Source organism: Neisseria sp. HMSC070A01 (genome assembly GCF_001810165.1).
In the GTDB taxonomy this organism is placed as follows: Bacteria; Pseudomonadota; Gammaproteobacteria; order Burkholderiales; family Neisseriaceae; genus Neisseria.
The window spans coordinates 1-14992 of record NZ_KV800115.1; the positions used below are offsets into that span (position 1 = coordinate 1).

11 protein-coding genes are annotated in these 14992 nt (G+C 51.0%); 5 read left to right on the forward strand and 6 right to left on the reverse strand.

Going from position 1 to position 14992, the window contains the following annotated elements; all coding sequences use genetic code 11:
* Positions 1 to 184 precede the first annotated feature (184 nt).
* The 3 genes from uvrB (at position 185) to HMPREF2711_RS00490 (ending at position 3981) form a co-directional block, all read left to right on the forward strand.
* Complete coding sequence (gene uvrB, locus HMPREF2711_RS00480) at positions 185 to 2212, forward strand: excinuclease ABC subunit UvrB (RefSeq protein WP_003749186.1); 2028 nt, start codon at positions 185 to 187, stop codon at positions 2210 to 2212.
* A 91-nt stretch (positions 2213 to 2303) separates the two neighbouring features.
* Entirely contained in the window at positions 2304 to 3110 is an 807-nt protein-coding gene (locus HMPREF2711_RS00485) for a hypothetical protein (RefSeq protein WP_003749184.1), read from the forward strand.
* A gap of 322 nt (positions 3111 to 3432) precedes the next feature.
* Positions 3433 to 3981, forward strand: coding sequence for an SMI1/KNR4 family protein (locus HMPREF2711_RS00490; RefSeq protein ID WP_070615150.1), 549 nt, complete (start codon positions 3433 to 3435; stop codon positions 3979 to 3981).
* Positions 3982 to 4135: 154 nt separating this feature from the next.
* Here the strand turns inward: HMPREF2711_RS00490 and xth are convergent, their stop codons facing one another.
* The 4 genes from xth to HMPREF2711_RS00510 form a co-directional block, all read right to left on the reverse strand.
* Positions 4136 to 4906, reverse strand: a complete 771-nt coding sequence (xth, locus tag HMPREF2711_RS00495; RefSeq protein WP_003749180.1) for an exodeoxyribonuclease III — start codon at positions 4904 to 4906, stop codon at positions 4136 to 4138.
* Between the two features lie 167 nt (positions 4907 to 5073).
* Positions 5074 to 5352 (reverse strand): ArsR/SmtB family transcription factor, encoded by a 279-nt coding sequence (locus HMPREF2711_RS00500; protein WP_003749174.1) that lies wholly within the window; start codon positions 5350 to 5352, stop codon positions 5074 to 5076.
* Between the two features lie 402 nt (positions 5353 to 5754).
* The gene (locus tag HMPREF2711_RS00505) at positions 5755 to 7536 is read right to left on the reverse strand and encodes an extracellular solute-binding protein (protein WP_003749172.1); all 1782 of its coding nucleotides are present in this window, start codon (positions 7534 to 7536) and stop codon (positions 5755 to 5757) included.
* A 99-nt stretch (positions 7537 to 7635) separates the two neighbouring features.
* Positions 7636 to 8838 carry a YihY family inner membrane protein gene (locus HMPREF2711_RS00510; protein WP_003749170.1) on the reverse strand — a complete coding sequence of 401 codons (1203 nt, stop codon included), beginning with the start codon at positions 8836 to 8838 and terminating at the stop codon, positions 7636 to 7638.
* A gap of 98 nt (positions 8839 to 8936) precedes the next feature.
* On the opposite strand from HMPREF2711_RS00510, the gene wrbA reads away from it, so the two are divergent.
* Both wrbA and HMPREF2711_RS00520 read left to right on the forward strand, forming a co-directional pair.
* Complete coding sequence (gene wrbA / locus HMPREF2711_RS00515; protein ID WP_003749167.1) at positions 8937 to 9542, forward strand: NAD(P)H:quinone oxidoreductase; 606 nt, start codon at positions 8937 to 8939, stop codon at positions 9540 to 9542.
* 209 nt (positions 9543 to 9751) lie between these two features.
* Entirely contained in the window at positions 9752 to 11929 is a 2178-nt protein-coding gene (locus HMPREF2711_RS00520) for a TonB-dependent siderophore receptor (protein ID WP_003749165.1), read from the forward strand.
* Positions 11930 to 12119: 190 nt separating this feature from the next.
* Here HMPREF2711_RS00520 and aroG read toward each other — a convergent pair whose 3' ends face one another.
* Positions 12120 to 13163: a 3-deoxy-7-phosphoheptulonate synthase AroG gene (gene aroG, locus HMPREF2711_RS00525; RefSeq protein ID WP_003683923.1), complete on the reverse strand. Its 1044-nt coding sequence runs from the start codon at positions 13161 to 13163 to the stop codon at positions 12120 to 12122.
* Positions 13164 to 13472: 309 nt separating this feature from the next.
* Complete coding sequence (locus HMPREF2711_RS00530; protein ID WP_172884836.1) at positions 13473 to 14948, reverse strand: surface lipoprotein assembly modifier; 1476 nt, start codon at positions 14946 to 14948, stop codon at positions 13473 to 13475.
* Positions 14949 to 14992: the final 44 nt, after the last annotated feature.

The window sequence follows — 14992 nt, forward strand, 5'->3', positions numbered from 1 at the left end:
ATGATGCGGAGTGTAAGCCTTTTATGGGGTAGGAGAATTGAAGAGGAGAGATCTAACAGAATAAACCTCAAGTAGCAAAGAGAGGAGATGAAATATTTAGTCTTATCAGATTGGCACACTATCAATTTTCAGACGGCCCTTTGTTATAATCTTCTCTTTCCCTGAACATAAAACTGGTCGTCTTATGGAAGTCATCCAATACCCAAATTCCCCTTTCAAACTCCACCAACCCTTCCCCCCAGCCGGTGACCAGCCTACTGCCATTGCCGGCCTGCTCGAAGGGCTTTCAGACGGCCTGGCCTATCAAACTCTGCTCGGCGTAACCGGTTCGGGCAAAACCTATACCATGGCGAACGTCATCGCCCAAAGCGGCCGACCCGCTATCATTATGGCGCACAACAAGACCCTTGCTGCCCAGCTCTACGCCGAAATGCGTGAATTTTTCCCCGAAAACGCAGTGGAATATTTCGTCTCCTACTACGACTATTATCAGCCCGAAGCCTATGTGCCCAGCCGCGATTTGTTCATCGAAAAAGACAGCGCGATCAACGAACACATCGAACAAATGCGCCTTTCCGCCACCAAGAACTTGATGACGCGCGACGACGTGATTATCGTCGCCACCGTGTCCGCCATTTACGGTATCGGCGACCCGACCGAATATCAACAAATGGTGTTGTCCGTCAAAGAAGGCGACACCATCGAGCAGCGCGACATCATCGCTACGCTCGTTTCCATGCAGTACGAACGCGGAGATTTAGACTTCAAACGCGGCAGCTTTCGCGTGCGCGGCGACGTGATTGATGTGTACCCCGCCGAAAGCTCCGAAAATGCCCTACGCATCAGCCTGTTTGACGACGAAATTGACCGCCTCGATATGTTCGATCCGCTTTCAGGTAGCCTTATCCAACGTGTCGGCCGCTATACCGTCTTCCCGTCCAGCCACTACGTTACCCCGCGCGAAACCGTATTGCGCGCCTGCGAGTCCATCAAAGAAGAGCTGCGCGAACGCATCGAATTTTTCGCCCGCGAACAACGCCCCGTCGAACAACAACGCATCGAACAGCGCACACGATTCGACCTCGAAATGCTCTACGAAATGGGCTTCTGCAAAGGCATCGAAAACTACTCCCGCCACTTCTCCGGCAAAAAAGAAGGCGAACCGCCTCCCACGTTGATGGACTACCTGCCCGACAACGCCATCATGTTCATCGACGAAAGCCACGTTACCGTTACCCAAATCGGCGGCATGTACAAAGGCGACGCATCGCGCAAGCAAAACCTCGTCGATTACGGCTTCCGCCTGCCTTCCGCACGCGACAACCGACCGCTCAAATTCCACGAATTTGAAAAAGTCATGCCGCAAACCATCTTCGTTTCCGCCACCCCCGCCAAATACGAAGAAGAACACGCTGGACAAGTCGTCGAACAAGTCGTCCGCCCCACAGGGCTGGTCGACCCCCAAATCATCATCCGCCCCGTCGCCACCCAAGTCGATGACTTAATGAGCGAAATCAACGACCGCATCCAAAAAGGCGAACGCGTGCTCGTTACCACCCTCACCAAACGCATGGCGGAGCAACTCACCGACTATTACAGCGAACTCGGCATCAAAGTGCGCTACCTGCATAGCGACATCGACACCGTAGAGCGCGTTGAAATCATTAGAGATTTGCGGCTCGGCCTGTTTGACGTACTTGTCGGTATCAACCTCTTGCGCGAAGGCTTGGACATCCCTGAAGTCTCCCTCGTCGCCATCCTCGACGCCGACAAAGAAGGCTTCCTGCGCTCCCACCGCAGCCTGATTCAAACCATGGGCCGCGCCGCGCGCAACGTGAACGGCGTCGCTATCCTGTACGCCGACAAAATCACCGACTCCATAAAAGCCGCCATCGACGAAACCGAACGCCGACGCGAAAAACAGATTAAATTCAACGAAGAACACGGCATCGTGCCGCAGCAGATTAAAAAACAAGTCAAAGACATCATCGACGGCGTGTACCACGAAGAAGACAGCGGTAAAGGTCGTCTGAAAGGCAAAAACAAGGTTAAAGTCGGCGAAATCCACAACGAAGAAGACGCGATTAAAGAAATCGCCAAACTCGAAAAAGCCATGCAGCAGGCGGCTAGGGATTTGCAGTTTGAAGAGGCTGCTGTGTTGCGGGATAGGATTCGGGGGATTAAAGAGAATTTGTTGTTTGGGGCAGAGTGACGGATAAGTTTGATATTATTCTTGAAATTTATGTAAATAGTCCAATTTATATACAGATGATCTTCAATCTAAATAAATTAGAGGAGCTGTGATGGATAATGCTTTTTGTACTATAAATAACCAAACTTACAATGCGTATCAATTTTCTCAACTTGATATAGGGACTATCTCTCAATTAAGGAGATTCCTTGAATGTCCGACTTGCCATGCTCCCGCTTTTTTTAGAAAAGCGGCTAGAAATGGGCAGGCTGCCTGTTTTGGAGCTCGCCCTCATAATGATGGGTGTATTGAAAGTGCTCCATTAAGTAGATTGATCAATGGAGAAAATGATGATGAAGATGTTTTGCATAATGATGGGCAGCGGATTGTATTAGACCTTAACTATGGTGCAGCAGAAGCAGTAAATCATATTAATGATGATATGAATGAAAATGGAGCAGGGAGAGGAGTACGATTTAGAGGAAATGGTAATCGTCCTAATGCAGTAGCCCATCGCCGTTTAAGTACTATGTTAAGAAGCCTAGTTATTAATCCAGTGTTTCGAGTTTCAGAACAAGAGATTGAAATTGAAGATGAAATTCGAACTATATCTAATTTTTTTGTCTCATTCCATGAGATTAACCAAACTCATATAGGCCGGTTTTGTGGATACTGGGGGCAAATTGCTGATGTTAAAGAGGGAAATTATGAGGCTATTTGGCTTAATTCTGGTACGCGAGATGATGTTAGTCTATGCTTGCCGTCACAAATGCAACGAATTTTCTTCGAACGATTTGATATCAATGATGTGGAAGATTTAGTGGGATCTTATATTTTATGTTTGGGAAATTTAAAAATATCGCAAAATAATAAAAAATATATTGTGATTGATGAATTAGCATTTGTAACTTGTTATTAAAAAGCAGCAAGCCGTAGTCCGCTTCTCTACCAACCGCGTGCCACCCTACCTGCGAACGGCACAAACTTTAAAACCGAGGTGTAGGGTGTGTGCGGTACGCACGCACGCGTTTTTTGCCGTTCAAACCATTGGTTCAAACTTTCAGACGACCTCAAACGTCGTCTGAAAAACTCTTAGAGCAAAGGTCGTCTGAAAACCGTGAATCCGTTTTCAAACGACCTTTGTTTCATTTCAGGCAACGAATATAATAACGCATAGGCTGATTCCCACCAGTTGATTCAAAGCCCAACGATAATCCATTTAAAAAAAGAATCCGACCATCATGACCTATCCGCAAGCCTTGCAACAACTTCAATATTGGCTCGCAAACAGCCAAGCATCTCACGCCAACCATCTGAATTTTAATGTACATCCCCTTTCAACTGATGAATTGCAGGCGATACGCGGATATACGCAGAACAAGCTGCCTGAAAGCTATTATTTATTTTTACAGCAATGTGGCACGGGGGATTTTTTCTATTCGTGGTACATCAGCATGATCGATCAAACCGTATCGCAAACGCCCAAAATAGAAATCTACAATCTCGTCCAACTGCAAGAACAAAATCTCTATTACCAACAACTATTGCGCGAAGAACTTGACGACCTGCCGCCTGACGAACACCCCGACATAGGCGAAATCTTTATTATCGGAGCGCATCACAGCATGGGAGATTGGTTCGGCTTCGACCTTTCCCGTACCGAACCTAACTTCGATATTTTTATCCACGATGCTGCCAATCCCGCCACCTATGCCGAAGAGGCCCAATGGCGACAGTTTGAAGATTGGATCATCCGTTGCGTGGAAAGTAAGGGAGAAGATACGCTTTAAATGGTGGCATAAGTAAAACACAGTGAGGTAAAGTGGGTACTCATTAGCCATGTATTTCTGCTAACCATGCTTGAGTGGCTACGCCAAACAATAAGGCCGTCTGAAAACCATTTAAAGTTTTCAGACGGCCTTATTGTTTATATTGCTTCAAAATCTAGCAGTCAAACTCGGCGATTACCGGTGCGTGGTCGCTGGGGCGTTCTTGGGCGCGGGTTTCTAGGTCGACGGTGACGTCGGTAAGGTTGGCGGCAAGTTCGGGGCTGGTGAGGATGTGGTCGATACGCAGGCCGAGTTTGCGTTGGAACATGGCGCCGCGGTAGTCGAACCAGGTGTAGAACGCGCCTTCGGGGTGGACTTTGCGCAGGCTGTCGGTCAGGCCGAGGTCGAGCAGGTTTTTAAACCATTGTCTTTCGATGGAGGAACAATGGATTTTTTCGTGCCATTTTTCGGGGTCGTAGCAGTCGGCATCGGCCGGGGCGATGTTGAAGTCGCCGAGCAGGACGAGTTTGGGGTGGGCGGCCATTTCGGCGCGGACGAACTCGGTCAGTGCGGCAAACCATTGTTCTTTGTATTGGAATTTGGGGCTGTCCAGTGCTTCGCCGTTGACGCAATAGACGTTGATGACACGCACGCCGTTGATGGTGGCGGCAATGACGCGGCGTTGCGGGTCGTCGGGGAGGGCGGGCAGGCCGCAATGTACGTCTTGCGGTTCGTGGCGGCTGATGATGGCGACGCCGTTGTAGGTTTTTTGGCCGCTCCAGACGCAGTGCCAGCCCATCATTTGCAGGGCGGCGGCCGGGAATTTGTCTTGGTCGAGTTTGAGTTCTTGTAAGGCGAGGATGTCGGCTTGGTGGTCGGCCAGCCAGTTTTGTACTTGGGGCAGGCGGACGTTGAGGGAATTGACGTTCCAAGTGGCGATTTTCATGATGTTTCCGTGTGTGCTGTTGGGTGGGAGGGCGGTGGATTGCGCCTGTGGGCATGGGCGGTATTGTATAGCGGATTGGTTTATTTTTCGATATGGGCTGAAAGGGGCAGGCCGTCTGAAAGCTGATGTTTCAGACGGCCTTGTTGTTGTGATGTGGAATAATTTGTTTATTCGGCTGGGTCTTTGAGTGTACGCAGGGTATTGAGGATGGTGGCGGCTTCTTCGGAGATGAGGTGATATTCGATGATGCGGTGGTAGCGCGTGAAATCGATGATGCCTTCGGTGCGCAGGCGTGCGAGGTGGTTGGCGATGCCGGTCGGGGAAGAGCCGAGTGCTTGTGCCAGTTCGGTAATGCTGCGGTCGTCGTCGAGCAGCAGGAAAAGGATGGCCATGCGTTCGGGGTTGGCAATCAGTTTGAGAATGGTAGAGAGACGTTTGATTTCCATGTTTTTGTTCCTTTTATTATATGAACGCTTGATATTGGTTAAATTGGGATGATTGTAGTTCTTATTACGATTATTCTTATAATTCAAAATCTTAAGTTGGAAGTGTACACGGTTCTGTAAATTTTGAGGGTATTGTGTTGCAATTTTTTTGTTAATTTTTGATATTTTGTTTCGGTTGCGAAACTGGATTGAAAAGAGACGAAAAGGCCGTCTGAAATGTTCCGTTGCAGATGATTTTGCTGACGGATGTTTCAGACGGCCTTTGATTTGGCTTTAAGTTGTTTTTTCTTTTGCGGTTATTTGGTTTGGATGGATTAATTGGTTTTAAACGAATAATGGGTTTTTATGCCAAAAGCTATGCGTCAAGGGCTTCGGCCGCTTGGGCGTGTTGTCGAAATGCGACTACTTTTTCTTCCAGCCTGCGGTCATGGCGAAGGTGATGGGATCGTAGTATTTCGGCAGCTTGGACGGAATGCCCACATCGTTACGGTACACGACGCGGTAGCGGTCGGCGAACCAGTTTGGAACGATGGTGTATTGGTGGCGGATCAGTCGGTCGAGCGCGCGCGAGGTGGTTTGCAGCTCTTGGCGGTTGGTGAAGCTGTTGAAATGGGTCAGCAGTTTTTCAACCGCGGGATGACAGACGCCGGACAGGTTGCGGCTGCCTTCGGTTTTGGCGGCGGCGCAGCTGAAGTAGTCGTATTGCTCGTTGCCGGGGCTTTCGCTGTTGCCGTAGTAGCCGGTGGTTACGTCAAAATCGAAGTCGTTCATGCGTTTTTGGTACACGGCGGAATCGGCGGTGCGCACGTTCATGGTAATGCCGATTTTGGCGAGGTCGCGCTGCCATTTGGCGGTAATGCGTTCGTAGTTTTTGCTTGGGGCGAGGAATTCAAAGGTCAGCGGTTTGCCTTGTTTGTCGACTGCTTTGCCGTTTTTGTATTGATAGCCGCCTTTTTCAAGCAGGGCGCGTGCTTTGAGCAGGTTCGGGCGCACGCCCAGTTTGGGGTCGGTAACCGGCGGCATAGGAACGTCTTGATCCAATACGCCGTCGGGCAGCTTGGTGCCCAATGATTTGAGCAATGCGGTTTCTGCACGGTCGGGTTTGCCGGTTGCGGCCATGGTGCTGTTGGTGAAGAAGCTGTCGGTGCGGCGGTATGCGCCGTAGAAGATGCGGCTGTTGACGCTTTCGTAGTCGAAACTTTCAATCAAGGCGCGGCGGACGTAAATATTGTCCAAGGGCTTGTGGCGCATATTGATGACGAAGCCTTGCATGCCGGCGGTGCTGTTTTGCAGCCATTCGTGTTTGGACAGGTTGCGTTTTTTGAGGACTTCGTCGGAGTAGGCGCGCGCCCAGTTGCGGGCGACGTTTTCTTGTACGAAGTCATATTGGCCGCCTTTTAACCCTTCGATGCGGACGACTTCGTCTTTGACGTATTTGATGCGGATGTGGTCGTAGTTGTAGCGGCCTTTGCGTACGGGCAGGTTTTGCGCCCAGTAGTTTTTGTCGCGGACAAACTCGCTGATGCGGCCATTTTCGGCTTTGGCAAAACGGTAGGGGCCGGAGCCGATGGGCAGGCTGTTGGGCGCGGCGGCCAGGCCTTTGGGATAGCTTTTATGCGAGAAGACGGGCAGGCTGCCGAGAATCATGTGCAATTCTGAGTTGCGTTGCTTGAAGCGGAACACGACGGTGCGGTCGTTGGGCGTTTCTACTTTGGCCACGTCGCTCCAGTAGAAGTGGTACATGGGGGCGGCGGCTTTGTCTTTGGTCAGGATATTAAATGAAGCGGCAACGTCTTTGGCCAAAACAGGGTCGCCGTTGTGGAATTTGGCTTTGGGGTTGATTTTGAAGGTAACGGAAAGGCCGTCAGGCGCCAGGGCGATGTCTTCGGCAATCAGGCCGTAAACGGCGTAAGGTTCGTCCATGCTTTGCTCGGTCAGGGTGTCGAGTGTCAGCATGCTGATGCCGTATTCGTGGTTGCCTTTGAGGGTAAAGGGGTTGAGCGTGTCAAAAGCACCGAGGAAAGGCGTGGTAAATGTGCCGCCTTTGGGGGCGTTGGGGTTGACGTATTCGAAAGCGGTGAAGTTGGCCGGATATTTGGGCGGTTGGCCGAGGCCTACGCCGTGGGCGGCAAAGGCGGCAGATGGAATCAAACCGAGCAGAGAGAGTAGGGCTGGTGTTTTCATCTATTTTTCCTTGTAGGTTGAATATTGTATTCAGTAGTGTGCCGATTATAGCAAAGGCCGTCTGAAACTTGATATTTTTGCTTTCAGACGGCATCAGGTTTAAGAGGATTGTTTTTTTGTATGGGCGCCGAACTCGGCAAGCGTCATGTTCAAGGTTTCCAAGCAGGGCTGCATGATGTGGTCAACCGTTTGATTGACCTTGTCTTTGTTGAGCGTTTGCGGGCGGTAGACAAAGAGTTTGAACAGCTCCGCCAAGTCGATGGACTCCGCCCCAGTTTTCAAGACCCAGCCTTGGCGGCCGGAATAGACATAACCGTGTCGCGCCAGTTTTTCCAAAAGCTCGCCCAATTCGTCAAAGCCCATATTGATATGCCGTCTGAACTCCTGCACCGGCAACGCCTTGCCGTTTTGTTGGGCAGAATCGAGCAGCAGCAGGATTTTCAATACATCGTCAAAGCGGCCACGCGCATCCAGACTGCGGCGGAACGCTTCGCCGCGCCAGTAGGACAGGGACGAGGTTAAAACCGCGCCGCCCAATACCAGCGTCCATAACAGGTTGAGCCACAACAGGAAAAACGGTACTGCGGCAAATGCGCCGTAAATCGATTTGTAGCCGTCAAAGTTGCCCATGTACCAAGCGAACAAAAAGCGTGCCGTTTCCAAGCAAAACGCCGTTACGGCCGCGCCGACCAAAGCATGGCTGGCCGGTACGAAACGGTTGGGCACAAAGCGGTACAAGCCCCACAGCAGCACCGTAATAAATGAAACCGCAGTGATAACCCTCAGCCATTCCGAGCCGCCCACCAATTGCACCTGGCCGATTACGACCGACAGCCCCACGCCCAAAGACAAAGGCCCAAACGTCAGCAACGCCCAATACACCAAAAACTGCATCATCCAAGGCCGTTGCGAATTGACGCGCCAAATCCGGTTGAACGCATTGTCTATCGTCCGAATCAGCATCAGCGAGGTTACGACCAACATCACACTGCCGATGGCCGTCAGCTTGGTGGCCTTATCGCGGAACGCATTGATGTAGTCAAACACCATATCCGCGCCCTGCGGCACAATGGTGCGGTTGATAAAAGAGACAAATTCCCCCGACCATTGGTCGAAAACGGGGAAGGCCGAAGCGATGACGACCATCACCGTCAACACGGGCACCAAAGCCAAAAGCGTCGTAAACGTCATGCTTGCCGCCACCTGCGGCACACGCTCGTCATCAAAACGGCGCACGACAAACCAAGCAAACGCCACGCCCTTACTTTTCAAAAAATCTTGCCACCATTGCGAAAACGGCATAACCTTTTCCCACTTTTGAATAGAAATTTTTCTTTTCAGACGGCCCGAGTATTCAAAAGGCCGTCTGAAACCTGACAGCATTGTAACGGAAACTCCAAATGAACCCAAATCCCCTGAAAATCCTCGTCCTCTTTTATTCCCAAAACGGCAGCACGCGCAACCTTGCCCGCCAAATCGCGCGCGGTATCGAAAGCGTGGACGGTTGCGAAGCCGTGTTGCGTACCGTTCCCAAAGTTTCCACCGTTTGCGAAGCCGTTGAAAAAGCCGTTCCCGACGAAGGCGCGCCCTACGCGACTGCCGAAGATCTCAAAAATTGCGCCGGCCTCGCGCTCGGCAGCCCGACACGTTTCGGCAATATGGCCGCCGCGATGAAATACTTTATCGACGGCACCATTCCCCTTTGGCTCGGTGCAGAACTCGTCGGCAAACCTGCCACCGTATTCACCAGCACATCTTCTCTGCACGGCGGCCAAGAAAGCACCCTGCTGACCATGATGCTGCCCCTGTTACACCACGGCATGGTCATCAGCGGCATTCCCTATACCGAGTCAGCGCTCAGCAATACCCAAAGCGGCGGCACGCCTTACGGCGCAAGCCATGTTTCCGGCCACGACAGCAAGCCGGCATTGACCGCCGAAGAAAACGACATTGCCTTTGCACAAGGTAAACGTTTGGCAGAATTGGCACGAAAATTGGCAGACTGATTTTTTGTGATAAAAAGATTGAGGCCGTCTGAAAACCTGATGATTCAGTTTTCAGACGGCCTTTTTAGTTATTTATAACTAGCAAACAAATAAATATTTCTAATTAAACAAACTACTTAGAAAATAGGGATTGGAACATAGTTTCATCGGACTACATCTTTTTGATAGAATCTGCCACTAAATTAAAACATCAGCTAACTGGAGAAGCTATGTCACTACCCGTATTTCCCTATGGCAAATTAAGCTTTGCCGTCAGTCTGGCTTTGTGTTCGGCGTATTCTTTCGCAACTGAAGTAGAAAATACCCAGCTGCAAGAACATGTCGATTTGCCGACAGTTACCGTCCAAGGTGTCGGAAAACAGACTACTTCCAACTACACCATTCCCGCATCTTCCGCCGCGACAGGCATCCGCCTGACCCAGCGTGAAACGCCACAGTCCCTGTCTGTCGTAACGGCAAAACAAATCGAAGACCAAGGCTTGGACAGCCTGCAGGACGTATTGAAACAAACACCGGGCGTGTTCCACAGCAAAATGGGCAACAACGTCTCCGGCCATAGCCAATTTATTTCGCGCAGTCAGGCGATTGACAGCATTTCCGTGGATGGCGCGCCCAAATTCCTTTACGACGGTAAAGCCATCCGCCGCGGCACCAATAATCTGGACAGCACGTTGTACGAACAAGTCGTCGTCGTGCGCGGCGCAAGCGGTTTGTCCAACGGCGGTATGGGCGAGCCGGGCGGTACGGTTGCGTTGGAACGCAAAAAACCGACTGCCAAACCTGCCATCAGCGTAGAAGCCGGTGTCGGTTTGTGGAACCACTACCGCTTCGTCCTTGATGCCAATCATCCTCTGAATGCAGACAATACCTTGCGCGGCCGCGCTATTTTGGTCAGCGACCATGGAGGCGATTACCTGCCGAACACATCGCGCCATAATCACACTTTCTACGGTACGTTGTCTTACGATATCACGCCGCAAACCCAATGGCGCCTCGGTACGGAGCTGCATCGTTTCCGCAATACCGGCAGCTCGCGTTTCAGCTATCTGACAGCAGCAGGTAATCGCAAAGACGGATTCAAACCGTTTGAATCTTCGCCACGCAGCAATTCTTCCGCACGCTGGGCATACGGCAAAGACAACAGTGCCGAAGTATTCACTTCCCTTAGCCATGAGTTTGACAACGGCTGGAAACTGACTGGTGATTACAGCCATGTTTCGGGTAAAAACGACATCGTTTCAGGCATTGCCGGTACATTTGAAATCAATCCCGATTACTCTGCACTTTTCACTTCAGACCGCGACCGCAGCAAATACCGCGATCAGAATTTTGCGCTGGCCTTGGACGGCAATTATCCAGCGCTGGGCCGCTCGCACGAGTTCAATGTCGGCATCAGCTATCAGGACAACAAAGAAAACCTGTCTTTCTATGAAGAAGGCGAGTCGATGATTCCCGATTTGCGTAAATTTGACGGCAACATCGCCAAACCCGATATGCCGTATCTGCGCGATGGTTTTTCACGCATGAAAAACCTGTCGGTTTACGGCTCGACCCGTTTCAAACTGACCGACAAACTCGCCTTTATCGGCGGCAGCCGTTTTGTGGATTGGCGTTACCGTTACAGCACCAGCCGTAACAAATTCGCACACAGCAGCCACAAACAAAACGTTTTCATTCCTTATTTGGGCGTAACCTACGACATCGGCGACAATCTGACCGCCTATGCATCCTACACCACCATTTTCCGTCCGCAAGTGCGTTACCTGACTAAGGACGGCGCGGCGCTCAAACCGCAGCGCGGCAAAACCTACGAGACCGGTTTGAAAGCGTCATGGTTTGACGGCCGTCTGAATGCTTCCGCCTCCGTCTTTATGAACAAACGCGACCATTTGGGCGTTGTCGCAGGTAAATTCGCAAATGGCGAGGAATACTACCGTGCAGCCGACAACACCACGACAAAAGGTGTGGAACTCTCTGTCGGTGGCCGCCTGAGCGATAAATGGCTGTTGAATGCGTCTTATGCACGTTCCAAAATCAAAGACAGCGAAGGGGTTCAACTGCATCCGTCTTACCCGGTTCATTTGTTTAAACTCTTTACCGCGTATGACGTGACCGACCGTTTGAACTTGGGTGCCAACGTCAACTGGCAAAGCCGCAGCCACACACTGGACGAATACCCTGCAGACATCAATCCGGCTGCCGCGGCCGCGTTGACCCAACGCCCATACGCCACGCTGGACTTGACCGCGCATTACAAAATCGGCAAATCCACCCGCATCGGTTTGGACTTTGAAAACGTGTTCAACAAACGCTACCGCACCATGCCGGATATTCACGTCTACGGCACGCCGCGTAGTGTGACTGCGACGGTTAAACACACGTTTTAATTGAAAAGAAAAGTAGTAGAGGCCGTCTGAAAACCTGAATGATCGGGTTTTCAGACGGCCTGAATATTCTCTAACATACTGTTTTGATGTTAAACCTGACTAAAATTTGCTCGGTATCTCGAGTGAAGAAATCAAAATGACAGACACAAAAAAGACCGGAACATATCCGGTCTTTTTAATGTTTTCGCACTTACGCTTGGTAACCTTTCGCTTCGGCAAGCAGGGCCAGCAATTCTTCGGTCGTATCCCAACCGATGCAGGCATCCGTAATACTTTGACCGTAAACTTCAGGCTTGTCTTGGCGGCCTTCAACCAAGTGGCTTTCCACCATCACGCCCATGATGTTTTCTTCACCGGCTTTCAACTGTGCCGCAACATCGCGCGCCACATCCATTTGTTTGCGGAAGTCTTTACGGCTGTTGGCATGGCTGCAGTCCACCATCAGTTTGCTGCTCACGCCGGCTTTTTGAAGCTGCGCAACCGCGTCTTTAACGTGTTCCGCGCTGTAATTAGGCTCTTTACCGCCACGCAAAATCGCATGGCAGTCAGGGTTGCCGCTGGTGTGGACAATCGCGGAATGACCGGCTTTGGTTACAGACAGGAAGTGGTGCGGATGATTGGCGGCGCCGATGGCGTCGATGGCGATTTTCAGGTTGCCGTCCGTACCGTTTTTAAAACCGACAGGGCAGGAGAGGCCGCTGGCCAATTCGCGGTGTACCTGGCTTTCAGTCGTGCGCGCACCAATCGCGCCCCAAGAAATCAGGTCTGCGTAGTATTGCGGCGTAATCATGTCCAAGAATTCAGTCGAAGCAGGCATACCCATTTCGTTCAAAGTCAGCAACAATTGACGCGCTTGGCGCAGGCCGTAGTTGATGTCAAACGTACCGTCCAAGTGCGGATCGTTAATCAGGCCTTTCCAGCCAACGGTTGTACGCGGTTTCTCAAAATACACGCGCATCACAATCAGCAGCTCTTTCTCATATTTTTTGCGCAAGGGCAGCAATTTTTGCGCATATTCTACCGCCGCCTTGGTATCGTGAATCGAACATGGGCCGATGATGACCAGCAAACGGTTGTCGCGGCCGTGAACCAAATCCGAAATTTCATGACGTGTTTTATAAACCAAATTGGCAACCTGAGGCGTAACAGGCAGCTCATACAAATGCGCGATTGGAGGTAATAACTCTTTGACTTCTTTAATTTTAATATCGTCAGTAGGGTGGTGTTGGGACATGATGGACTCTCTTGTTTATTTTTGATACAGGTTACAGGTTTTAGCAGAATTAAACAAGGCTTGATTTTTTGTTTTAGCAATTTTATTCTAAAATTTCTTTATTTTAATTATTTTATGAAATTTAAAATCAGTTTATTTGTTCAAATTGATATTTAATGCTGTTATAAAATTTCGTTTATACAATGGAAAAATTAAGGGTTTATCGAAAATATGGGCCGTCTGAAAAAGTTCAGACGGCCTTGTGAGTTTAAAACAGTCAAAATAGAGATTGCATCACAGTGTGGGCAATATGGCTTTGGTTTCTACTTGTCAGAACGTTTTGCTCAATTCGACAAACATTTTGGTTTTGCCGTATTCGTAGAATTTGTCGTTGCTCCATGTTTTGTTGTGGGCAATGGTCAGGCGCGGGGTGATGCCTTTGAAATGGAGGGCGCGGTGCCATACGCTCAGGGAGGCGGAGGCTTCTTTGTCGCGGCGGTTTTGTTCGTTGCTGAAGAAGCCGGGGGCTTGGTAACGGCGTTGGGCGGCGCTGAGGCGTAGGACGGTGGAGAGGCCTTTGGGCCATTCTTGTCCCCATGTGCCGCGCAGGGCGTAGCGGTTGAAGCTGTCGCTTTTGTCGTCGCGGTTGCGTTCGCGGTAGAGGTCGATACCGGCTACCCAGTATTGGCGCGCGTTGCGGTAGTAAATGATGGAATTGCTGAGCAGTTGGCTGGTGTTGTCGGAATGTTCGCGGCGGCTGTTTTTCAGACGGCCTGCTTCAAATGCGCTGAGGGTTTGCAGCTTGGGTTGCCACCAATGGTTGTAGTGAAGGCGTGCGCCGTTGGTGTAGGTGTAGGGGTCGTTGCCGTAGAAGCGGCGTTCGTGGAACGGAGTAATGCCGATATCGCTGCGCTGGTCGGCGTAGCCGATGCCTGCCGAGAAGCGTGTGGTGAGGTCGTTGTAGTTGGTGTGTTTGGGATAGATTTTGCCGTAATGGTCTGCACCTGCCGTGGCATAGAAGCCGCGGGGCAGCGACCATTTTTTTTCTGCACCGATTTGGTAATGGACGGCGGTGGCATCGATGGGTTCGGGGAATGTCCAGCCTCGGAAACAGTCGTCGTCAGGATAGACAAGGCGCACGGCGCGGCATTGTTCGTCGTTCAGGTGGTTGCCCAGACGGCGTTGGCCGGGAGCTTGGTTGATGTTTTGTTCGCGCGTGATGTTCAGGCCGGCGTTGAATTGCCATGAGTCGCGTTCGCGCAGGGCTTTGCGGTAGGTTTCGATGCGTTCTTGCAAGGCGGGCGGGAGGGATTCGGTTTGCAGTTTGTCGAACTGGTCGGCCGCGGCTTCGTTTTGTTTGTCTTCAAACAAGGCGGTTGCAAGCTGCCAGCGGACGGCGGAAGCGTCGGGCTGCTCGGCGATAAAGCGGCGGTAATGGCCGATGGCTTCGGCGGCTCGCCCTTCGGATTGGGCAAGCAAACCTTTGGCATAGCGCGCCATGGCGCGGTCGTGTTCTGGCCATTGTTCGTAAATTGGCAAAACGGCTTTGATGCCGGGGATATTGTGGGCGACGACGGCGGAATACATGGCGCGTGCCAGTAATTCGGTGTTGGCAAGCAGGGTGTCGGCATCGACGTTGATGATTTTTTCAGACGGCCTGTTTGTCTGTTCGGCAGGGATGTTGTGCGCTTCGGGTTGCAGGGGTTCGGCTGTGTTGACTTGAAGCTCGGGTTTTACGTTGGGCGGCACATCGGCGGCGTAAAGGGAAAGGGGCAGGATGGTAAGGAGGAGCAGACGTTTTTTCATGGCAATGTTGGGGATGTTATCGGTATAAGTGGGCAGATTGTACA

Bases quoted from the DNA above. Each gene is read 5' to 3' on its own strand.
- uvrB (WP_003749186.1), top strand. From the start codon at position 185: ATGGAAGTCATCCAATACCCAAATTCCCCTTTCAAACTCCACCAACCC.
- HMPREF2711_RS00485 (WP_003749184.1), top strand. From the start codon at position 2,304: ATGGATAATGCTTTTTGTACTATAAATAACCAAACTTACAATGCGTAT.
- HMPREF2711_RS00490 (WP_070615150.1), top strand. From the start codon at position 3,433: ATGACCTATCCGCAAGCCTTGCAACAACTTCAATATTGGCTCGCAAAC.
- xth (WP_003749180.1), bottom strand. From the start codon at position 4,906: ATGAAAATCGCCACTTGGAACGTCAATTCCCTCAACGTCCGCCTGCCC.
- HMPREF2711_RS00500 (WP_003749174.1), bottom strand. From the start codon at position 5,352: ATGGAAATCAAACGTCTCTCTACCATTCTCAAACTGATTGCCAACCCC.
- HMPREF2711_RS00505 (WP_003749172.1), bottom strand. From the start codon at position 7,536: ATGAAAACACCAGCCCTACTCTCTCTGCTCGGTTTGATTCCATCTGCC.
- HMPREF2711_RS00510 (WP_003749170.1), bottom strand. From the start codon at position 8,838: ATGCCGTTTTCGCAATGGTGGCAAGATTTTTTGAAAAGTAAGGGCGTG.
- wrbA (WP_003749167.1), top strand. From the start codon at position 8,937: ATGAACCCAAATCCCCTGAAAATCCTCGTCCTCTTTTATTCCCAAAAC.
- HMPREF2711_RS00520 (WP_003749165.1), top strand. From the start codon at position 9,752: ATGTCACTACCCGTATTTCCCTATGGCAAATTAAGCTTTGCCGTCAGT.
- aroG (WP_003683923.1), bottom strand. From the start codon at position 13,163: ATGTCCCAACACCACCCTACTGACGATATTAAAATTAAAGAAGTCAAA.
- HMPREF2711_RS00530 (WP_172884836.1), bottom strand. From the start codon at position 14,948: ATGAAAAAACGTCTGCTCCTCCTTACCATCCTGCCCCTTTCCCTTTAC.